The organism is uncultured Aliiroseovarius sp. (assembly GCF_947497285.1).
GTDB lineage: Bacteria > Pseudomonadota > Alphaproteobacteria > Rhodobacterales > Rhodobacteraceae > Aliiroseovarius.
Genome location: NZ_CANMFT010000004.1, coordinates 317,654 through 337,241, shown reverse-complemented (window position 1 = coordinate 337,241; position 19,588 = coordinate 317,654). Strand labels below are relative to the sequence as shown.

The following is a 19,588-nucleotide window of genomic DNA, read 5'->3' as shown; positions in this document are numbered from 1 at the left end:
ATGACACAACGTCGACCCATCGCAAGCCGCGACCGAAAATGGGCGCAACGCATCGCCGGCGCGCTGGCTGCCCGTGCTGTGACGCCAAACCAGATCAGCCAAGCCTCGTTACTGTTTGCTGCACTGGCCGGGGCCGCGTTCTGGCTGTCGGGTGGCGTGTCTCCGGTGTGGCTGGTGGTCGCTGCACTGGCGGTGCAGGGGCGACTGTTGTGCAACCTGTTCGACGGCATGGTCGCAGTCGAAGGTGGGCGCGCGGAACCGGATGGGCCATTTTGGAACGAAGCGCCTGACCGTTTCGCCGATATCGTGATCCTGGTTGGTATGGGCTTGGGGGCAGGCACGCCCGCGCTGGGCTGGGCGGCGGCGACGATGGCGGTTTTGACGGCCTACACGCGCGAAGCGGGCGCAGCGCAGTCGTTGGCGCCAGATTTCAGCGGCCCAATGGCAAAGCCGCACCGCATGGCTTTGGCGACCGGGGCGGCTGTCGTCGCGCTGTTCGTGCCTGTGATTTTCAGCGTGCCAACCATTGCGCTTGCGCTTTGGGTGATCGCGCTTGGGGCGATGGCTACGACACTGCGGCGCAGCATGAACATGATTACAAACCTAAAATCGCGCTGACCCGTTTTCCGTGCTATGGTTAATGAATTGGAGTGTAGGGAGTGTGCGATGAAATTCATTTTTAGCGCAATAAAGGGCTTTGTTCTGTTAACTCTTGCTATGTTCGCACTGGCGTTTTTTCTGCCGGACGAAGTAACGGTCAGCAGGTCAACCGTGGTGTCGATCGAACCAGAAGAAGTCTTTCCCTATGTTAACTCGATGCAATCCGGGGAAGCCTGGTCGCCATGGCTGGCCCGGGATCCGGATATCCAGATGACATATGAAGGGCCGGTGGAAGGTGTTGGGAACACCCTGCGTTGGACCTCGGACCATCCGGATGTCGGCAGCGGCATGCAAGTCATCACCGAAAGCATCCCCTCTGAACGGGTTGTGATGGGATTGGATTTTGGCGGGCAAGGGCTTGCCACCGCCACGTTCGACCTTGAGCCCATCGACGGGGGAACCGAAGTGACGTGGAGCTTGAATACCGAGCTTGGCTACAACCCGGTTGCCCGTTGGATGGGGTTAATGTTCGATGGCTGGATCGGCCCTGATTTCGAAGCTGGTCTGGCAAATTTGAAGACGTTGGTTGAAGGCGGGTGAAGCGGCTTGGATGGCCGTTCTATGGACTTTTCAGTCGATGAATATCGACAAGAAAGTCGTCTTACATCACCCAGAATCTAAGTCTTATCACCATCGCTCTTCGACTTAGCAATTTCTTCAAGCGCGTCCGCAATGCGCGCTTGTTCTCTGGATTTTCTCTTACTTGAGCGTCTTATAAGCCAAGTCGGCAAACCGATAATCAACACCAACAAAAACAATCCTGGTAAACCAATGTTATTGAGCATCTTGCTTGACCTTTGTGTGAATTAGACATCGTTGACCAATCTATGCAGAGGCTAAAGGAAACCTCAAGGTCAACTTTTGGTTGTTCTTGAGGTTTGTACAATGGACTCCCATCAAGCACACAAAAGCCCCCGTCAATAGACGAGGGCTTTGGCAGTCAAATCAAAAGCGTCAATCAGCCCTTCTTCAAAACCTCACGGCCCAGAAGTTCGGCGATCTGAACGGCGTTCAGCGCAGCCCCTTTGCGCAGGTTGTCTGACACACACCACAGGTTCAGGCCGTTTTCCACGGTCACGTCCTGACGGATGCGGCTGACGAAGGTGGCATAGTCGCCGACGCATTCCACCGGCGTGACATAGCCGCCATTTTCGCGCTTATCGACGACCAGAATGCCCGGAGATTCACGCAGAATGTCGCGGGCTTCGTCTTCGTCCAGAAACTCCTCGGTCTCGATGTTCACCGATTCCGAGTGGCCGACGAAAACCGGGACGCGCACGCAGGTGGCGGTCACCTTGATCGACGGGTCGACGATCTTCTTCGTCTCGGCGACCATTTTCCATTCTTCTTTCGTGTCGCCGCTGTCCATAAAGACATCAATATGCGGGATCACGTTGAAGGCGATTTGCTTGGGGTAAACCGAAGGCTCGACTTCCTGACCCGGCACATACATGCCCTTGGTCTGGTTCCACAGCTCGTCAATCGCGTCTTTGCCCGAGCCGGACACCGACTGATAGGTCGACACGACAACGCGCTTGATCTTGGCGCGGTCATGCAACGGCTTCAGCGCCACAACCATCTGCGCGGTCGAGCAGTTGGGGTTCGCGATGATGTTCTTCTTGGCATACCCGTGGATCGCCTGTGGGTTCACCTCGGGCACGATCAGCGGAATGTCGGCGTCGTAGCGATAGAGCGACGAGTTGTCGATGACCACACAACCGGCCTTTGCCGCCTTGGGGGCGTATTGCTTGGTGGCCTCGGACCCGACGGCGAACAGGGCTATATCCCAACCAGTGAAATCGAACGTGTCGAGGTCTTTGGTCTTAAGGGTGGTATCGCCAAAGCTGACTTCGGTGCCGAGCGACCGGCGCGACGCAAGCGCGACAATCTCGTCCACAGGAAACTGGCGCTCTGCCAGAATGTTCAGCATCTCGCGGCCCACGTTCCCCGTGGCACCAACGACAGCGATTTTATAGCCCATCACGGCCTCCTCTAATATCTATGGCCCGCCCGCCTTGATGTAAGACTCGGCTGGACCGAGGGCGTCCATAGCGCAATTGCCGCGATTGCGAAAGGTTCTAGCACGCAGTTGCAGCGTTTTATCATTGACTTGGCCGCTTCATGCTGTGATACGGGCACAATTCTGTCCGGCTGACGCGTGAGCAGCCCGCCCCTTTATGCGGCAGACAGAATCCCAAGGCGCATACCGCGCCTGACACAAGTTCCCAAATCACGCGGGGTTCTGACGGCCAGATCGGCGGGCAGGAAACTGTATAGGGCACTCGGCCCACCGCGAGCATCAGCCGCTAACCGAAGCGATGGGGCATTTGCCCCCAAACCCGCGTGATAGCGGTGTGCCAGCGTGCATGCCAGAAAGACGATAATGACAAAATTTGCAGAGCTCGGGCTTGACCCGAAGCTGGTCACAACCGTGACCGAAGCCGGATATGAAACGCCGACACCCATCCAGATCAAAGCGATCCCGCTGGTCCTTGAAGGCCGCGATGTGATGGGTCTGGCCCAGACCGGCACCGGAAAGACGGCGGCCTTTGGCCTGCCTTTGATCCACCAACTTTTGGGCAATCATGACAAGCGCGAACCGAAATCGGTTAAGGCGCTGATCCTTGCCCCCACACGCGAACTGGTGAACCAGATCGCAGTGAACCTGCACGACTATGTAAGCGGCACCCACTTGAAAGTCCGCACCGTGGTGGGCGGCATGTCGATCAAAAAGCAAATCAACACTCTGGCGCCGGGCATCGACATTCTGGTCGCCACCCCCGGTCGTTTGATTGACCTGATGGACCGCAAAGCGATCCGTATGGACACGGCGAAGTTCCTTGTCCTCGACGAAGCTGATCAGATGCTTGACATGGGGTTCATTCATGCGCTGCGCCGGATTGCGCCCGAATTGGGCACTCCGCGTCAGACGATGCTGTTTTCGGCCACCATGCCCAAGCAGATGGAAGAACTGTCGCGCGCCTATCTGACCAATCCGGCCAAGGTGCAGGTGTCACCTCCGGGCAAAGCCGCCGATAAGGTGACACAGGGCATTTATTACTCGCCCGGTCGCAATGAAAAGATCACGCTGCTGATTGACCTTTTGGGCCATGACGCGGACTCGCTGTCGCTGGTGTTTTCGCGCACCAAGCACGGGGCCGAAAAGCTGATGAAAACGCTCGTTGCGGAAGGCTTCAAAGCCGTTTCGATTCACGGCAACAAAAGCCAGGGGCAACGTGATCGTGCGCTGGCCGCGTTCCGGTCGGGTGAAGCACGTGTTCTGGTTGCCACCGATGTGGCTGCCCGTGGCATCGACATTCCGGGCGTCAGCCACGTTTACAATTTCGACCTGCCCGAGGTTGCCGAAAACTACGTGCACCGCATTGGCCGGACGGCCCGTGCGGGCGCTGGTGGCGATGCGATTTCCTTCGTGTCAGGTGTCGAACTTGGCCTGCTGCGTGACATCGAAAAGGTGATGAAGATCGACATCCCGATCCTTGGCGGAACGCGTCCGGCCGAAGAAAAACGCCCGACCCGCAATCAGGGTGGCGGCGGCGGTCGTCGCGGTGGTGGCGGTGGCGGCGGCGGGCGCAAACCCCGCGCCCATGGCGGAGGTGATACGCGGTCTGGTCAATCGGCTGGCCGAGGCGCCCCCAAACCCGCCAACAGCTCAAAGCGTCGCCGCCCGCGTCGTGGTGCGAAATCGGCTTAGTCTGTGCGATCTTCGCTGAGAAGATAGAGCAGACAGCCGATCAGCCCCGGCACAGCAAAAAACAGGAACACGGCCTGATAGGGGGCCGTGACCGCGACGTCGGGCCCTTGTGACGCACGGAACACACTGGCCGAGCTGTATTGGAATATCCCGACGCCGCCGATCCCGAACATATTCATCAGCGTCACGCCGCGCCCGACAAGATGCGGCGGATAGAAGCTGCGCCCATGCGCCATGATCAAAGGGAAGCTCGCGCCGAACAGCCCGATGGCCGCCATGGTCAGCGACACCTGCCAAACGCCAGCGCCGGGGACGGCCCATAGTAAGAAGACCAATCCGACCGCGATCATGTTGCCGACAAAGATCACCCATTTTCGCGTGCCAAAGATTCGGTCCAACGGGCCATAGGCGAAACTGCCGATGACCATCGCCAAGGCAATCGCCATCGTGGCCCAGCCAATGCCGGTGGTGTCCAACCCGTAAACATCACGCAGATAGGGCCCCGCCCAACTGCCCCTTAACCCGGCGGCGGCGGTATAGTTCACGAACATGATCGGAAAAATCGCCCACAGTGCGGGCATTTTCAGCAAGTCCAGAACCGATCCTTTCGGCGTGCCTTCTTTGGCGACCAGCTTTGGTGGGTTGTCGACCGCCAGCATAATCAATGCGGCCACCACAAGCGTCACCGCCGACAAGGCCCAAAGACAAGCGCGCCAGCCAAATTGCTCGACCGCCAGCGCCATTGGTAATGCACCTGCGATATTGCCCAGTGACCCGATGCCAATCACCATGCCGGCCAAAGTGCTGAAGACCGCAGGGGAATACATGCGCGCAAAGATGAAATAGCTTGCCATCAGAACCGGCGAACAGCCAATTCCGATCAGGACCATCGCATAAAGAATGTGATCGGGCGTGGTGGCCACCGCGAAAAGCGCGGCACCTCCGGCACCGCCGAGCGCCAACAGCGCAGCCGCCACTTTGCGCGGCCCGATATTGTCCAAGCCCCAGCCCACCGGAAGCTGCATCAACGCAAACACCAAAAACCAAGCCCCCGAAGCGCGGGCCAGATCCTCAGGCGAGGCACCCAGATCGGCCTTCAGCGCAGGCGTCATCACCGCCAGAAAGGCGCGATAGAACTGGCTCAGCACATAAGCAATAATCAGGGTGGCGATACCAAGCCGCATCGGCTCCTCCTAAAGACAATGCGGCCACAAGATATGGCCGCGTTTCAAAAAGCAAGCAGAGAGGTCATGCGGCGGAAGGCTGATCAGCCGCCCCGCACCGTGTCGATCATCAACTGCACATTTTCCGGGTCTGCATCGGGTGTGATCCCATGGCCAAGGTTGAAAATATGGGGGCCGTTTTTAAACGCCTCGACGACTTTCCGGGTCTCGTCAACCAGCGCCTGACCACCCGTGACCATGTGGCTTGAGGCAAGGTTGCCCTGCACACAGCCATCGACCTGCACATGCTTGGCGGCCCAGTCCGGGCTGACCGAGTTGTCGATCGCCACACAATCCACACCGGTCGCCTTGGCAAAGCCGATATAGCCGTCGCCCGCTTCGCGCGGGAAGCCGATGACGGGAATGCCGGGGTGACGCTTCTTCAGGGCTTGCGTGATCAGGCGGGCGGGCTCGACCGCGTATTTCTGGAAATCGGCGCTGTTCAGCGATCCAGCCCAGCTGTCAAACAGCTTGACCACCTCGGCACCGGCGTCGATCTGCATCGACAGGTATTCGATGGTCGCCTCGGTCAATCGGTCCATCAGCGCGTCGAACAGTGCAGGATTTTCTGCTTTCAAGGCATGCGCCGGACCCTGGTCCTTGGTGCCTTGGCCTGCGATCATATAGGTCGCGACAGTCCACGGCATCCCGGCAAAACCGATCAGCGTGGTCTCGTCGGGCAACTCGCCGCGCAGAATGCGGACCGTTTCGTAGATCGGGTTTAGCGTCTTGTGGATATCATCCTTGCCCAACAGCTTGTCGAAATCGGCTTGGCTGGTGATCGTGGACAGGCGCGGGCCTTCGCCGGTGACGAACCACAGATCTGCGCCAAGCGCCTGTGGCACCAAAAGGATGTCGGCAAACAGGATCGCGGCATCAAATCCGTAACGGCGAATGGGTTGCAGCGTGACCTCGGCGGCCAGTTCGGGGTTATAGCACAGCTTGAGGAAATCGCCTGCTTGCGCCCGGGTGGCGCGATATTCGGGCAGATACCGCCCCGCCTGACGCATCATCCAGATCGGTGGCGTGGGAAGTGTTTCGCCCGCCAGTGCGCGCAGAATGGTTTTTTGCTGGGACATGATGGCGGGCCTTTCCTGACTGCGTTTGAGCCGTCGTCCCTCACACGCGACAGGATGTCAAGCGTGCGGGGTGCCGCAGGCATGGACAGCCCCGATCTTCCGGCGTAAATGGAGTGCATGACACATGCATATCCGACCCCCGACGCCCCGCTGAAAATCGGCACCCGTGGCAGCCCGCTGGCGCTGGCGCAGGCCTATGAAACCCGCCGCCGCCTGATGGCCGCCTTTGACCTGCCGGAAGCCGCGTTTGAGGTGGTGGTCATCCACACCACCGGCGATGATCGTGCGCTGATCGACGCGGACCGCCCGTTGAAAGAGATTGGCAACAAAGGCCTGTTCACCAAGGAGATTGAAGAGGCGATGCTGGATGGCCGCATCGACATCGCCGTGCACTCGATGAAGGACATGCCGACCGAACAGCCCGAGGGTTTGGTGCTGGACTGCAACCTGCCGCGTGAAGACACGCGCGATGCGTTCGTGTCGATCAATTACCGCTCGATCAGTGATCTTCCCAAGGGTGCCGTTGTCGGCACCTCGTCCTTGCGCCGCAAAGCCCAGCTTCTGAACCGTCGCCCCGATCTTGAGGTTGTCGAGTTTCGCGGCAACGTCCAGACCCGCCTGAAGAAACTGGAAGATGGGGTGGCCGAGGCGACCTTCCTTGCGATGGCTGGCTTGAACCGTTTGGGCATGGATGGCGTGCCGAAAACCGCCATTCCGACTAACGAGATGCTGAATGCAGTCGCCCAAGGCGCCATTGGGATCGAGCGCCGTGCCGACGACATGCGCGCCAAAGAGATGCTGGATGCCATCCACGACGCGGAAACCGGCCAGAGGCTGGCGGCTGAACGCGCGTTTCTGGGCGCATTGGACGGGTCTTGCGAGACCCCGATTGCCGCCCTTGCCACTCTGGATGGCGACACGTTGACCCTGCGCGGGGAAATCCTGCGGACCGATGGGTCAGAGGCCGAGTCTGATCAGATGTCTGGGCCCGTATCAGACGGACCCGCGCTTGGCATCAAGCTCGCCGAAGAGCTTTTGTCGCGGGTTGGCGACGATTTCTTCGACTGGAAGTAACGTCTTTGCCCGGCGCCTACGCCGGGCAAGATTGACCTTCTGATCAGATGCGTTCGATGGCCAGCGCGATGCCCTGACCGCCGCCGATGCACATGGTGATCAGCGCTTTCGACCCACCAATACGCTCCAGCTCATACAGTGCCTTGATCGTGATGATCGCGCCGGTTGCCCCGACGGGGTGTCCCAACGCAATTGCGCCGCCGTTCGGGTTCACCTTGGCCGGGTCCAGCCCCAAACCTTTGTTCACGGCGATGGCCTGCGCGGCGAACGCCTCGTTTGATTCGATCACATCGAAATCCGCGACACTCAGCCCGGTTTTCGCCAGAAGGTTTTCGACCGCAGGCACAGGGCCGATGCCCATGACCTCGGGTCGCACGCCGGCATGGCCATAGCCGATGATGCGCGCCATGGGTTTCAGGCCCGCGCTTTCTGCCGCGTCGGACCGGGCCAGCACCAGCGCTGCCGCCCCGTCATTGATGCCAGATGCGTTGCCCGCCGTGACCGTTCCGTCTTTCTGGAACACTGTGCGAAGACCGGCCAAAGCCTCGGCGGTGGTGGGTTTGGGGTGTTCGTCGCGGGCAAATTCCACCGTTTCGCGGCGCTGCTTGACCTCGATCGGGACGATTTGGCTGTCGAAATGGCCGGCTTCGATGGCGGCGGCGGCGCGCTTCTGGCTTTCCAGTGCAAAGGTGTCCTGATCGGCGCGGCTCACGTCATGCTCGGCCGCGACGTTTTCGGCGGTCACGCCCATATGCCCGGTGCCGAAGGGGCAGTTCAGCGCGCCCAGCATCATATCTTGTGCGCCCGTGTCGCCCATCTTCTGACCCCAACGGGCTTGCGGCAGGATATATGGCGCGCGGCTCATGCTTTCGGCGCCACCTGCGACGCCAAAGTCCGCGTCCCCCAGCATCAGCGATTGTGCGACAGACACCACCGCCTGAAGCCCGGACCCGCACAGGCGGTTCACGTTCATTGCGGGCGTGGAGGCGGGGATGCCAGCCTCGATCATGGCGACGCGCGAAAGATACATATCGCGCGGTTCGGTGTTGATGACGTGGCCAAAGGCTACGTGGCCGATCTGGCCCGGCTCGACGCCCGCGCGGGCCATCGCCTCACGCGTGACAGCGGCACCCAGCGCGCTGGGCGGAGTCGCGGCAAGGCTGCCGCCAAAGGTGCCAATTGCGGTGCGTGCGCCGCCAAGAATTACAATGTCGGACATGGTAAGCTCCTTTAAACCGTTTGAGTTTAGGATGGCATGGGCGTTGCGGGCTGTCGCCCGTGACGCACCGTCAGATCCCAATTGGCGCGCGCTTAGTCGCGATCCAAGTCTGTTTCATCCTCGAGCGCGGCACTAAGCGCTGCCACACGATCGCGGAAAGCTTGGTCGGCTTCGCCAAGGACCGCCGATAACTGGGCCTCGTAGTCGCGTGCGATCGGGGTAAGAGCCGCAATCATGTCGCGCCCTTTGGGGGTCAGGCTGAGTTCAACAAGACGCCTGTCCTGCGGGTTGATTGTCTTGGTGACATACCCCGCAGCTTCTAGCCGTGACGCCGCGCGGCTGACCTTGGGTTTGTCCATATCCACACGGGCGTGGATTTCGCGCACGCTGACGCTGTCCGCTTGGCTGAGATGGGCAACAACGCGCCACTCGGATACCGAGATGCCATAGGCGTTCCGATAATGCTTCGAGAACCCCGCACTGACCCGGCTGGACAGAACAGTCAGTTGATAGGGCAAAAAGTCGTCAAGCTTGAATGCAGACACTGGCGCACCTTTCATTTCACACACAACAAGCTGCCTTGATATGCGTGGCAAGGCAAGCCACGCTTTGCACCTGACCTAGACCCACTTTGCAAGTGGCGGCAGGCTCATCAATACCGCATCGGCATCATGTCCCGTGGTCAGCCCGAACTTGGTGCCCCGGTCATAGACAAGGTTGTATTCGGCATAAAGACCACGATGGATCAGTTGCTTGTCCTTGTCGTCTTCGGTCCACGGCGTGTTGCGGCGCGCTTCGGTCACCGGCAGGAATGCGGGCAAGAAAGCCAAGCCCACGTCCTTGGTGAACGCAAAATCCTTCGCCCAATCGCCGGTGTTGAGGTCATCAAAGAAGATCCCGCCAACGCCGCGCGCGCGCCCGCGGTGTGGCACGAAAAAGTATTCATCCGCCCAGGCTTTGAACTTGTCGTAATAGCTGATGTCATGGGGCTCGCAGGCGCTTTGAAGCTGCGCGTGGAAATGGGCCGTGTCTTTATCGTATTCGATGCAGGGGTTCAGGTCCGCGCCGCCGCCGAACCACCAGGCGTTCGGGGTCCAAAACATGCGTGTGTTCATGTGGACCGCGGGGGCGTGTGGGTTTTGCATATGCGCGACAAGGCTGATGCCCGAGGCCCAGAACCGCGGGTCGCCTTCTATCCCGGCCACACCACGCGCGGCCATGGCTTGCTGCGCCTGTTTGCCCAAGGTTCCATAGACGGTTGAGATGTTGACCCCCACCTTCTCAAAGACCCGCCCGCCGCGCATCACGCTCATCAGCCCGCCGCCGGCGTCGGTCCCGTCATCGGAGGCCCGCTTGGTTTGCTTAACGTCAAAGCGGCCAGCGTCAAGCGCCGCGGTCGGGCCGGTCACTTGCGTGTCTTCAAGCGCTTCGAACGCGGAAACGATCTGGTCACGCAACTCGCGGAACCACTGGCTGGCGAGGGCTTTTTGGTCTTGCATCTGGTCGGTCACGTGCGCGCTCCTTTTGTCGTTGGGCAAGGGCTAGCAGGTTTCGACCGGCTGCGCCAAGGGGTGTTTGCCCGACATCGAGGAACTGGCTAGTATCGGCGTGTTACCCAGCAAAAGGAGTGCCCCATGGGACGCTTGTTAACCAGTGCCCTCGTCGTTGTGTTGCTTGCCGGCTGCGAAACCACAACGACAGGAATGAAAACACCCAATTCGCAATCTGCGCAAAGCCCGACCCAGCAATCGGCAACAACATGTCGGGTGCAATACAGTGCTCAAATCTCGGCGTTGGATGACCAGATTGCGGCGATGGATGCTAAATTGGCACGCGGTTATCGCACCGTTGGGTCGCCTGTGGCGTTTTCGAACCCGCTGAAGGTTTGCAAAGGCATCGGCCCGTTGGCGCGCATTTGCCTTCCGTCGCCCGAAATACAATCAACCTTGCCGACCCACGCCCAATACCGGGCAATGCATGCCGACAAGGTTGCGCTGGAAAAAGACCGCGACGCATTGGTTGCCAAACGTGCGGATTGCAGCTGACATCGGTCTTCAGTGGCAGGGATTGCCCACGACATCCAAAAGGCTGCGTCCACCGTCCACCGTCAGGATATGCCCGGTCATGAAACCGGATCCTTCGGAGGCAAGGAACTGCACTGCCTCGGCCAGTTCGTTGGCTGATGCAATGCGGCCCAGCGGTGTGCCTTCGATGATGTCCGCGCGGGTGTCGCCCGTTTCGCGGATTGCGTCACGCAGGCTTGCGCTCATCACCGATCCGAATGCGACCGCGTTCACCCGGATGCGGTGACTGGCAAGGGCAACCGCGAGGGACCGGGTCATCTGATCCAGTGCCGCTGATGCGATCGAATAGGCCATCAATCCGGGTTGGGTCCGCGTTGCAGCGACAGATGACAAATTGACGATGGCTCCAAGCGGCGAGGTCTGTTCTTCTTCGTCAAGACCCTCGCCCTGCTGAATCATGCGCCGGGCGACCAGCTGGCTCAACCGCAGGCTGGTCATCAGGTTCTGATCCAGAAGCGTCTGAACGGCGCCGTTGTCCACGTCCAGCGGGTCCGCCAACAGCACCTGACGCGAGGCGTTGACCAGAATATCGACACGTTCAAACGAATCGATGGTGGCAGAGAGCAAGTTGGCGATTGTCAGCTTCTGGCGCAGGTCGCCCGCAAAAATGCGGGTGTTTGATGGTTCGTCCACGCCATCATCGGGGTTCGGGCCCCATTCATCGACAAGCCGCTTTTCATCTATGTCTGCACAAATAACATTTGCTCCGCGATCGGCGAAGTGGCGGGCAATCGACAGGCCAATACCATTTGCCGCGCCGGTCACGATGGCGGTTTTACCAGAAATTGAAAAAGACATGTGAGCCTCCTGATTCCCTGACGAGCCTAGCTGATCCTATCGGCCGGCGCGACGGGGCTTTGTGCCGCTGAGGCACTTGAAACCGGGGCTGCCACCGAGGTCTTCGACCTCTCGAAACAGTTCGGCCAACGTGTCTTCATAGGGCAAATGGCGGTTCGCAACCATGATGAGCCAACCCGAGCCTTTCAGCATCCGCGCCGCCGACCGGATAAAGGCCCGACCCAGATCAGGATCGCCCGCGCGTCCGGTGTGAAAGGGCGGATTGGAAATGACGACATCATAGGGCGCATCAGGTGAAAAACGTGTCGCATCCCCCCAAATGAAGTTGGCACGTTGATCGGTTATATTGAGCTTGGCGCAATCGAGCGCGGCAAGATCCGCCTCGATCAGGTCCAGCGTTGTGACGCCCTCTCGCATCAGGATATGTCGTGACAGATAGCCCCAACCAGCGCCAAGATCGGCCACGCGCCCTTTGATCTCGGTGGGGAGCGCCGCGGCCAACACCGCAGAGCCCTTGTCCACCCCATCGGCTGAAAAAACACCCGGACGGGTGATGAACCCCCCCTCAAGCTGCGTGTCCGCCGGGGCCCAGTCGGCCACCTCTGCGTTGGTCAACCAGATCAGCTTGCCATGTGCTTTGGACAAGCTGGCAAGCCCATCAGCGCGGTTTTTCAGGGCCTTAACAAGGCTGTCGATCCCATCAGTTTTTTGACCATCCAGCACGATCAGACCGCCACCCGTCGCGCGCGCCGCGGCGTAAACCCAAGCCTGCGCAAGCTTCTTGGCGCGGGGCACACACACCACAGCGGCCGCAAACCCGCCCTCAGGCAAGGCTGTGACCACATCGAGCCCGCGCGCCACCCAAGCCGCATGGTCAGGAAAGAACCGACTGTAGATCGTCACCCGGTCCTTGGGCAGATCCGACAGGTCGTGGCCTGCTGTTGGGCCTATAACAAGGATACGCCCGGCAGCAGGCAACAATAGCGCGCCGTCGCGCAGGGCTAGGGACAATCTTGTGTGAAACATGGTGGGCACCGCGGCCGCGGTCATTCCTTTTCCATCGTGCATTGAAGCGGGTGCTGATGTTCACGTGCCAAATGCATGACTTGTGTCACCTTGGTCTCAGCAATCTCGTAGGAAAAAACGCCAGCGACGGCCAACCCCTTCTTGTGAACCGTCAGCATCAATTCAAATGCTTGTGCGTGGTTCATGCCGAAGAACCGCTCCAGCACCATCACGACGAATTCCATGGGTGTAAAGTCATCGTTGAGGATCAGCACTTTATACATGGGCGGTCGTTTGGTTTTGGGCTTTGTGGCAACCGCTACGCCCACCTCACCGTCACCGTCGTCGGCGCCGTCGTCTTGTGACAGGATGAAAGGCAGTGTCGTCATGTCGACATCACTCCACAGGTTGCAAAAGAGTCTGCTTGGGTCTCAGAATATATGGTCACTGTCGCCAATGAAAAGAGGGCAGGGCGGGTGTTCTCTTGAAAGGCACATACAAAATGGGCGCAAAAGTAACAACAATTGGTTTCGATGCGGACGATACGCTGTGGCAAAACGAACAGTTCTTTCAACTGACCCAAGCACGTTTCACCGCCCTGCTGGCTGATTTTGCCGACCCCGATCACCTGTCCGAGCGGTTGTTGGCGGCCGAGCGGCGCAACCTGGGCCATTACGGCTTTGGCATCAAAGGCTTCACCCTATCGATGATCGAAACGGCCTTGGATGTGACCGACGGGAAGGTGCCCGGTCACGTTATTCGAGCTTTGGTCGATGCTGGACAAGAGATGCTGTCCCATCCGATCGAACTTCTGCCCCACGCCAAGCGCGTGATCGCGGAACTTGCGCGGTCGCACAACATATTGCTGATCACCAAGGGCGACTTGCTGGATCAGGAGCGGAAGCTTGCACAGTCCGGGCTGGGGGATTTCTTCGATGGGATCGAGATCGTTTCAGACAAGACCCCTGCCGTTTATCTAAGCGCATTTGCGCGCTTTGGCGGGGTTGCGCAGGGGCTGATGGTCGGAAACTCGTTGAGGTCAGATGTGCTCCCGGCACTTGAGGCAGGCGCGTGGGCCATTCACGTGCCGCACACCCTGACGTGGAGCTACGAACACGCGGTGCCACCTGTTGATCACCTGAAATTTCGCACATTGGGTGATTTGTCGCAGCTGCCCAACTGCTTGGCGGATTTGCCCCAGATATAGGTGTTTGCTCCAGTCAGACCACTACATGTTCCGCCCGTTGCCTGACCGCCACGATTTAGGCCTTTGAAAATAAGCTGTTTTCTCAAACGCGATCTTCGTGTTACGCTGAAAAAAACAAATCAGCCGGGCATAAGACCTAGGCGATTGAGGCAGAAAAGGTGGACGACGTGCAGACACGTCCGTGGCAGTGGGTCCGTTTAGGGCTGTTCCTGGCTATTATTGGCTGTTTGGTCATGCTTGCGCCCTCGCGTGCGCAGGCTGCGCCCTATGCGGCGATGGTGATTGATGCGCGCACCGGCGAGGTGCTGCATGCGCGCAACGCCGATACGCGATTGCATCCCGCATCTTTGACCAAAATGATGACACTCTACATCGCGTTCGAGGCCATCAAACGCGGTGAGATTACACCCGACACAGTCGTTACGATCACCCAAAAAGCCGCGTCCGAACCACCGTCCAAATTGGGTCTGCGCGCAGGCCAGAAGATCAAGTTTCGCTATCTGATCCGCGCCGCCGGCGTCAAATCAGCCAATGATGCAGCCACCGCGATCGGCATTGCGATTGCAGGCTCCGAGGCCGCGTTTGCCCGCCGAATGAACCGCACCGCAAAGGCGCTGGGCATGACGCGCACACATTTCAAGAACGCCCACGGGTTGACGGAAAGCGGGCATTTGTCCACCGCGCGCGACATGACGACGCTGGGGCGCCACCTGTTTTTCGACCATCCGGAATATTACAACCTGTTTTCGCGCATAACGACCGATGCAGGTATGCGCCCTGTGTCCAACACGAACCGCCGGTTTCTAAGTGCCTATAAGGGCGCGGATGGCATCAAGACGGGTTACACCCGCGCGGCAGGTTTTAACCTTGTGGCCTCGGCTGAACGTGGATCAGAACGGATTATCACGACCGTTTTCGGCGGTCAGTCCACAGCGTCGCGCAATGCCAAGGTCGCCGAATTGATGGATCTGGGGTTCCGCCGTGCGCCCAGCCATGCCTCGGTGCGCAAACCTGCGCTGCCTGTCTACTCCGCTGAAGTGTTCGAACCCGGTGCAGCCGGTAAGACAATTCGCCTTGTGACGGCTGTGAAGCGTAGCCCGCGCCCAACGCCGCGCCCGATCACGCAAGACCCCGTCGCCCAAGCCCAGCTTGCGGCCTTGACCGAAGGCATCAAGGATGCTGTCGCAACGGCCATCACCCAACCGGCCCCGGTCGAAGTTGCCGCCGTTGTCGAAACGGCGCCCCCGGCCGTGACGCCAGCCCCCCGCGCCGAACTTGTTGCCGCTTTGGTGCCAACTGCCCAAATTACGACAGCTGCCCCGGTGCAAGCGCGACCAGCGACGCCAGAAGCTCCGACGACTGTCGCACCCCCCCGGCCGCGCCCGGAAGCCATCATCCTGACGGCGCTTGAACCCAAGCCCGCCGCTGCACTGGCCGAACCCGAAGTGGTCAGCCGCATGTCAACATCTGGTGGTCGTCACTGGGCAATCAATGTCGGCGTGCTAGGGTCGCGCTATCAAGCAGAACGGACGCTTCTCAAGACGGCGCTGAAAGAAATCGACACGTTGGATGACGCGCTTCGTAAAGTTGTCCGCCGGTCGGATGGATGGCATGCAAACTTTGTCGGTATGACGCAGACCCAAGCCGATCTGGCATGCCGCCGGCTGAGCGCGCGCAACGCGCGTTGCAACGTGCTGGGACCGTCCTGACCCCCCAAAGATGTGGTTAGTCGGAGGCGCCTTTGGCAACTTCCAGATCGAACGCCGCTGCCATCAGGGCGCGGGTGTAATCTGTTTGCGGGGCATCGAAGATCTGGTCCGCTGGCCCACGTTCCACCACATCACCCGCGCGCATGACCAGCACCTGATGGGACAGCGCACGCACCACCCGCAAGTCGTGCGAGATGAACAGATACGCCAGCTTGTGCTTTCTTTGCAGGCTGCGCAGCAAGTCGACGATCTGCACCTGCACCGTCATATCCAGCGCCGAGGTCGGTTCATCCAGCACAACAAGCTTGGGTCTAAGGATCATCGCCCGTGCAATCGCGATACGCTGGCGCTGCCCGCCGGAAAACTCGTGCGGATAGCGGTGCATCGTGGCAGGGTCCAGCCCGACTTCTTCCATGATCTCCCAGACCATCTCACGCCGGTCACGACCGGGGTCCAACCCGTGAACCGACAAGCCCTCGGCAATTATTTCCTCGGCGGTCATGCGGGGTGACAGCGACCCATAGGGGTCTTGAAACACGATTTGCATGTCACGCCTGAGCGGCTGCAATTGGCGCGATTTGCGCCCCTGTATGTCCTCGCCCAGAAAAACCACAGGCCCGTCCGAGCTGATCAACCGCATCACGGCCAGTGCCAGCGTTGTCTTGCCCGACCCGCTTTCACCAACGATCCCGACGGTTTCGCCGGCCCGAACCGAGAAGCTGGCCGCGTTCACCGCCTTCACATGCCCCACCGTTCGGCGCAGCAGGCCGCGTTGGATGGGGAACCAGATGCGCAGGTCTTTCGTTGTCGCAATCTCGGGCGCGTTTTCGGGGACAGGGTCGGGGCGGCCCTGTGCCTCGGCATTGATCAGTGTGCGGGTGTAGTCGTGTTTCGGGTTCGCGAAAAGCGCGGCGGTGGGGCCTTCTTCGACGATCACGCCATCTTTCATCACGCAAACCCGATCCGCGATTTTGCGCACAATGCCAAGGTCATGGGTGATGAACAGAAGGCTCATCCCCTCGCTTTCCTTAAGCTCGGCCAACAGGTCAAGGATTTGCGCCTGAATGGTCACGTCCAGCGCCGTTGTGGGTTCATCTGCGATCAGAAGTTCGGGACCATTGGCCAGCGCCATAGCGATCATCACGCGTTGCCGCTGCCCGCCCGACAATTGGTGCGGATAATGCGCCAGTCGCGTTTCCGCGTCGCGGATGCCGACTTTGTTCAAAAGCTCAAGGATGCGCACGCGCACGGCGTCACCGGTCAGGCCTTGGTGCAGCTCAATCGACTCGGCCAGCTGCTTTTCGATCGTGTGCAGCGGGTTCAGTGATGTCATCGGCTCTTGAAAGATGAAGCTGATATCGTTGCCGCGCACATCGCGCAATTCGGAGGGCGATGCGCCGATCATCTCGCGGCCGCCATAGGTGATTGACCCTTCGACATGGGCGCTGTCGGGCAAAAGCGACACAGTGGACAGCGCAGTGACGGATTTGCCGGACCCGCTTTCCCCCACAATCGCCACGGTTTCGCCCTTGGCAAGCTTGAAGCTGACCCCACGCACCGCCGGGTGTAGCTGTCCATCCTGCCGAAAGCTGACATGCAGGTCTTTCACGTGAAGAACGCTCATTGGAAGGTCTTTCGCGGGTCGAACGCATCGCGCACGCCTTCAAAGATAAAGACGAGCAGTGACAGCAGGATCGAGAAGGTCATGAAGGCGGTGAAGGCCAGCCATGGCGCTTGCAAATTCGCTTTGGCCTGGCGGGTCAGTTCGCCCAGCGAAGGCGATGAGGACGGAAGGCCAAAGCCCAGAAAATCTAGCGTTGCTAGGGTCGAGATTGTCCCGGTGATGATGAAGGGCAGCATTGTCAGGGTCGCGACCATGGCGTTGGGCAACACATGGCGGAACATGATGATCCGGTTCGACACGCCAAGGGCGCGCGCGGCGCGGACATACTCGAAATTGCGGGCGCGCAGGAATTCCGCCCGCACAACGCCGACAAGCGCGGGCCAGCCGAACAGCACCGTCACGAAGACCAGAAGCCAGAAACTTCGACCCAGAATCGCAAACAGGATGATGATCACGTAAAGCGAAGGGGTGGAGCTCCAGATTTCCAGAATGCGTTGGAATACCAGATCCACCCAGCCACCGAAATAGCCTTGGATGGCGCCAGCGGCGACACCGATGACCGACGTCAGAACCGTCACGATGATGGTAAAGAAGACCGAAAGGCGGAACCCGTAGATCACTCGCGCAAGCACATCGCGCGCCGTGTCATCCGTACCCAGCAGGTGTTTTGCATCTGGCGGCGAAGGGGCGGCCCCGTCAATGTCATTGATGGTGTTGAAGCTGTAGGGCACCGGTGGCCACAACAGCCAACCCGTCGTCACGGCCTCGCCGCCGACTGTGCCGGTGGTGGTTGCCTCGGCAATCGCCTCGTTGGGTGTGTCCCAGCAGGCCTCGGCGCCGCCGGTGGTGATCAGGCATTTCACCTCGATGTCGCGATAGACGGCTTCGGTTTTGAAGTCGCCGCCAAAGGTTGTTTCTGGATAGAAGTTGAAAACGGGGGCGTAATAGCTGCCGTCGTATTTCACCAGGATCGGTTTGTCGTTGGCGATGAACTCGGCGATCAGCGACAGCCCGAACAGGACGCAAAACAAGATCAGCGACCAGAAGGCGCGCCCGTTGCGGCGGAAATTTCGCCAGCGGCGTTGGTTCAGGGGGGACAGTGCCATGATCAGACCTCGCGCCCCTCGAAGTCGATGCGGGGATCGACGAACACATACATCAGGTCCGACAGGATCCCGACCAACAGGCCAATCAGGCCAAACACGAACAGCGTGCCGAAGATGACAGGATAGTCGCGGGCCAGTGCCGCTTCGAAGCCGAGCCGTCCCAGACCATCCAGCGAAAACAGCGTTTCGATGATCACCGACCCGCCAAAGAAGACGCCCAGAAAAACCGCAGGGAAGCCCGCGATCACGATCAGCATCGCGTTGCGAAAGACGTGGCCATAAAGCACCCGGTGTTCGGCCAGACCCTTGGCGCGGGCGGTCACAACGTATTGCTTCTTGATCTCGTCCAGAAAGCTGTTCTTGGTCAGCAGGGTCAGCGTGGCGAAACTGGCGATGGTCGAGGCAAGGACCGGCAAGGTGATGTGCCAGAAATAGTCCACGATCTTACCCCAAAGCGACAGCTGGTCCCAATTGTCCGAGGTCAGCCCGCGCAAGGGGAACCATTGCAGATAGGACCCGCCTGCAAAGACGACCAGCAACAAGATTGCGAATAGAAAGCCGGGGATCGCGTAGGCCACAATGATGATGCCCGAGGTCCAGGTGTCGAATTTCGACCCGTCCCGCACAGCCTTGCGCACACCCAACGGGATCGACACCAGATAGGCGATGACCGTCGACCACAGACCCAGCGTGATCGACACGGGCAGCTTTTCGGCCACCAGTTCAAAGACGCCGATGGACCGGAAATAGCTTTCCCCGAAATCAAGGCGCATATAGTTCCAGATCATCGAAAAGAACCGTTCGACCGGAGGTTTGTCGAAGCCAAATTCCTTTTCCAGCTCGGCGATGAACTCCGGCGGCAACCCGCGTGCGCCCAGATATCGTTCATCGCCACCACCGCCGCCGATGCCGGCATCGCCACCCCCACCCGCAATGCTTTCGAAAACGTCGCCTTCGCCCTCCATCTGGGCGATGATCTGCTCAATCGGTCCACCCGGCACGAACTGGGTCAGGGCAAAGTTGATCACCATGATCCCAAATAACGTCGGAATGATCAGAAGTAGCCTGCGCAGAATATAGGCGCCCAT

Annotated in this window: 19 protein-coding genes; 7 read left to right on the top strand and 12 right to left on the bottom strand. The window is 59.7% G+C overall.

Going from position 1 to position 19,588, the window contains the following annotated elements; genetic code table 11:
* Both Q0864_RS09495 and Q0864_RS09490 read left to right on the top strand, forming a co-directional pair.
* Positions 1-618 (top strand): CDP-alcohol phosphatidyltransferase family protein, encoded by a 618-nt coding sequence (locus tag Q0864_RS09495; protein WP_298568518.1) that lies wholly within the window; start codon positions 1-3, stop codon positions 616-618.
* A 48-nt stretch (positions 619-666) separates the two neighbouring features.
* Complete coding sequence (locus Q0864_RS09490) at positions 667-1,200, top strand: SRPBCC family protein (protein ID WP_298568515.1); 534 nt, start codon at positions 667-669, stop codon at positions 1,198-1,200.
* Between the two features lie 418 nt (positions 1,201-1,618).
* Here Q0864_RS09490 and Q0864_RS09485 read toward each other — a convergent pair whose 3' ends face one another.
* On the bottom strand, positions 1,619-2,641 hold the full coding sequence (locus Q0864_RS09485) for an aspartate-semialdehyde dehydrogenase (RefSeq protein WP_298568512.1): 1,023 nt from the start codon (positions 2,639-2,641) through the stop codon (positions 1,619-1,621).
* A gap of 402 nt (positions 2,642-3,043) precedes the next feature.
* Here Q0864_RS09485 and Q0864_RS09480 point away from each other — a divergent pair, with 402 nt between their 5' ends.
* Complete coding sequence (locus tag Q0864_RS09480; protein ID WP_298568509.1) at positions 3,044-4,372, top strand: DEAD/DEAH box helicase; 1,329 nt, start codon at positions 3,044-3,046, stop codon at positions 4,370-4,372.
* Here Q0864_RS09480 and Q0864_RS09475 read toward each other — a convergent pair.
* Entirely contained in the window at positions 4,369-5,556 is a 1,188-nt protein-coding gene (locus Q0864_RS09475) for an MFS transporter (protein ID WP_298568506.1), read from the bottom strand. The genes Q0864_RS09480 and Q0864_RS09475 overlap by 4 nt on opposite strands.
* An 83-nt stretch (positions 5,557-5,639) precedes the next feature.
* Complete coding sequence (gene hemE / locus Q0864_RS09470; protein WP_298568504.1) at positions 5,640-6,674, bottom strand: uroporphyrinogen decarboxylase; 1,035 nt, start codon at positions 6,672-6,674, stop codon at positions 5,640-5,642.
* A 117-nt stretch (positions 6,675-6,791) separates the two neighbouring features.
* Here hemE and hemC point away from each other — a divergent pair, with 117 nt between their 5' ends.
* Entirely contained in the window at positions 6,792-7,748 is a 957-nt protein-coding gene (gene hemC, locus Q0864_RS09465; RefSeq protein WP_298568501.1) for a hydroxymethylbilane synthase, read from the top strand.
* A gap of 43 nt (positions 7,749-7,791) precedes the next feature.
* Here hemC and Q0864_RS09460 read toward each other — a convergent pair whose 3' ends face one another.
* The 3 genes from Q0864_RS09460 to hemF all read right to left on the bottom strand — a co-directional run bounded on the left by Q0864_RS09460 (position 7,792) and on the right by hemF (position 10,478).
* Positions 7,792-8,967, bottom strand: a complete 1,176-nt coding sequence (locus Q0864_RS09460) for an acetyl-CoA C-acyltransferase family protein (RefSeq protein WP_298568497.1) — start codon at positions 8,965-8,967, stop codon at positions 7,792-7,794.
* 92 nt (positions 8,968-9,059) lie between these two features.
* On the bottom strand, positions 9,060-9,512 hold the full coding sequence (locus tag Q0864_RS09455) for a MarR family winged helix-turn-helix transcriptional regulator (RefSeq protein WP_298568494.1): 453 nt from the start codon (positions 9,510-9,512) through the stop codon (positions 9,060-9,062).
* Between the two features lie 75 nt (positions 9,513-9,587).
* The gene (gene hemF / locus Q0864_RS09450; RefSeq protein ID WP_298568492.1) at positions 9,588-10,478 is read right to left on the bottom strand and encodes an oxygen-dependent coproporphyrinogen oxidase; all 891 of its coding nucleotides are present in this window, start codon (positions 10,476-10,478) and stop codon (positions 9,588-9,590) included.
* A gap of 123 nt (positions 10,479-10,601) precedes the next feature.
* Between hemF and Q0864_RS09445 the strand changes: the two genes are divergently transcribed.
* Positions 10,602-11,012, top strand: coding sequence for a hypothetical protein (locus Q0864_RS09445; RefSeq protein ID WP_298568490.1), 411 nt, complete (start codon positions 10,602-10,604; stop codon positions 11,010-11,012).
* A gap of 9 nt (positions 11,013-11,021) precedes the next feature.
* On the opposite strand, the gene Q0864_RS09440 is transcribed toward Q0864_RS09445, so the two are convergent.
* Genes Q0864_RS09440 through clpS form a run of 3 tightly spaced genes read right to left on the bottom strand, consistent with a single transcriptional unit; the run spans position 11,022 to position 13,243 of the window.
* A complete protein-coding gene (locus tag Q0864_RS09440) occupies positions 11,022-11,849 on the bottom strand; it encodes an SDR family oxidoreductase (RefSeq protein ID WP_298568487.1) in 828 nt (275 codons plus the stop codon).
* A gap of 36 nt (positions 11,850-11,885) precedes the next feature.
* Positions 11,886-12,875 carry a class I SAM-dependent methyltransferase gene (locus tag Q0864_RS09435; RefSeq protein WP_298568831.1) on the bottom strand — a complete coding sequence of 330 codons (990 nt, stop codon included), beginning with the start codon at positions 12,873-12,875 and terminating at the stop codon, positions 11,886-11,888.
* 20 nt (positions 12,876-12,895) lie between these two features.
* Positions 12,896-13,243 carry an ATP-dependent Clp protease adapter ClpS gene (clpS, locus tag Q0864_RS09430; protein ID WP_298568484.1) on the bottom strand — a complete coding sequence of 116 codons (348 nt, stop codon included), beginning with the start codon at positions 13,241-13,243 and terminating at the stop codon, positions 12,896-12,898.
* Positions 13,244-13,356: 113 nt separating this feature from the next.
* Between clpS and Q0864_RS09425 the strand changes: the two genes are divergently transcribed.
* Positions 13,357-14,061, top strand: coding sequence for an HAD family hydrolase (locus tag Q0864_RS09425; RefSeq protein ID WP_298568480.1), 705 nt, complete (start codon positions 13,357-13,359; stop codon positions 14,059-14,061).
* Positions 14,062-14,294: 233 nt separating this feature from the next.
* Positions 14,295-15,770 carry a serine hydrolase gene (locus Q0864_RS09420; protein WP_298568478.1) on the top strand — a complete coding sequence of 492 codons (1,476 nt, stop codon included), beginning with the start codon at positions 14,295-14,297 and terminating at the stop codon, positions 15,768-15,770.
* 16 nt (positions 15,771-15,786) lie between these two features.
* On the opposite strand, the gene Q0864_RS09415 is transcribed toward Q0864_RS09420, so the two are convergent.
* Genes Q0864_RS09415 through Q0864_RS09405 form a run of 3 tightly spaced genes read right to left on the bottom strand, consistent with a single transcriptional unit; the run spans position 15,787 to position 19,588 of the window.
* Positions 15,787-17,394 (bottom strand): ABC transporter ATP-binding protein, encoded by a 1,608-nt coding sequence (locus Q0864_RS09415; RefSeq protein WP_298568476.1) that lies wholly within the window; start codon positions 17,392-17,394, stop codon positions 15,787-15,789.
* On the bottom strand, positions 17,391-18,500 hold the full coding sequence (locus Q0864_RS09410) for an ABC transporter permease (RefSeq protein WP_298568473.1): 1,110 nt from the start codon (positions 18,498-18,500) through the stop codon (positions 17,391-17,393). The genes Q0864_RS09415 and Q0864_RS09410 overlap by 4 nt, the downstream gene beginning before the upstream one ends.
* A gap of 2 nt (positions 18,501-18,502) precedes the next feature.
* A complete protein-coding gene (locus Q0864_RS09405; RefSeq protein ID WP_298568471.1) occupies positions 18,503-19,588 on the bottom strand; it encodes a microcin C ABC transporter permease YejB in 1,086 nt (361 codons plus the stop codon).

Coding starts and splice junctions, on each gene's coding strand:
- Q0864_RS09460 (WP_298568497.1), bottom strand. CDS start 8,967: ATGTCCGACATTGTAATTCTTGGCGGCGCACGCACCGCAATTGGCACC.
- Q0864_RS09420 (WP_298568478.1), top strand. CDS start 14,295: ATGCTTGCGCCCTCGCGTGCGCAGGCTGCGCCCTATGCGGCGATGGTG.
- Q0864_RS09490 (WP_298568515.1), top strand. CDS start 667: ATGAAATTCATTTTTAGCGCAATAAAGGGCTTTGTTCTGTTAACTCTT.
- hemE (WP_298568504.1), bottom strand. CDS start 6,674: ATGTCCCAGCAAAAAACCATTCTGCGCGCACTGGCGGGCGAAACACTT.
- hemC (WP_298568501.1), top strand. CDS start 6,792: ATGACACATGCATATCCGACCCCCGACGCCCCGCTGAAAATCGGCACC.
- Q0864_RS09410 (WP_298568473.1), bottom strand. CDS start 18,500: ATGGCACTGTCCCCCCTGAACCAACGCCGCTGGCGAAATTTCCGCCGC.
- Q0864_RS09475 (WP_298568506.1), bottom strand. CDS start 5,556: ATGCGGCTTGGTATCGCCACCCTGATTATTGCTTATGTGCTGAGCCAG.
- Q0864_RS09440 (WP_298568487.1), bottom strand. CDS start 11,849: ATGTCTTTTTCAATTTCTGGTAAAACCGCCATCGTGACCGGCGCGGCA.
- Q0864_RS09405 (WP_298568471.1), bottom strand. CDS start 19,588: ATGGGCGCCTATATTCTGCGCAGGCTACTTCTGATCATTCCGACGTTA.
- Q0864_RS09425 (WP_298568480.1), top strand. CDS start 13,357: ATGGGCGCAAAAGTAACAACAATTGGTTTCGATGCGGACGATACGCTG.
- Q0864_RS09445 (WP_298568490.1), top strand. CDS start 10,602: ATGGGACGCTTGTTAACCAGTGCCCTCGTCGTTGTGTTGCTTGCCGGC.
- Q0864_RS09480 (WP_298568509.1), top strand. CDS start 3,044: ATGACAAAATTTGCAGAGCTCGGGCTTGACCCGAAGCTGGTCACAACC.
- Q0864_RS09415 (WP_298568476.1), bottom strand. CDS start 17,394: ATGAGCGTTCTTCACGTGAAAGACCTGCATGTCAGCTTTCGGCAGGAT.
- Q0864_RS09435 (WP_298568831.1), bottom strand. CDS start 12,875: ATGTTTCACACAAGATTGTCCCTAGCCCTGCGCGACGGCGCGCTATTG.
- Q0864_RS09495 (WP_298568518.1), top strand. CDS start 1: ATGACACAACGTCGACCCATCGCAAGCCGCGACCGAAAATGGGCGCAA.
- Q0864_RS09485 (WP_298568512.1), bottom strand. CDS start 2,641: ATGGGCTATAAAATCGCTGTCGTTGGTGCCACGGGGAACGTGGGCCGC.
- clpS (WP_298568484.1), bottom strand. CDS start 13,243: ATGACGACACTGCCTTTCATCCTGTCACAAGACGACGGCGCCGACGAC.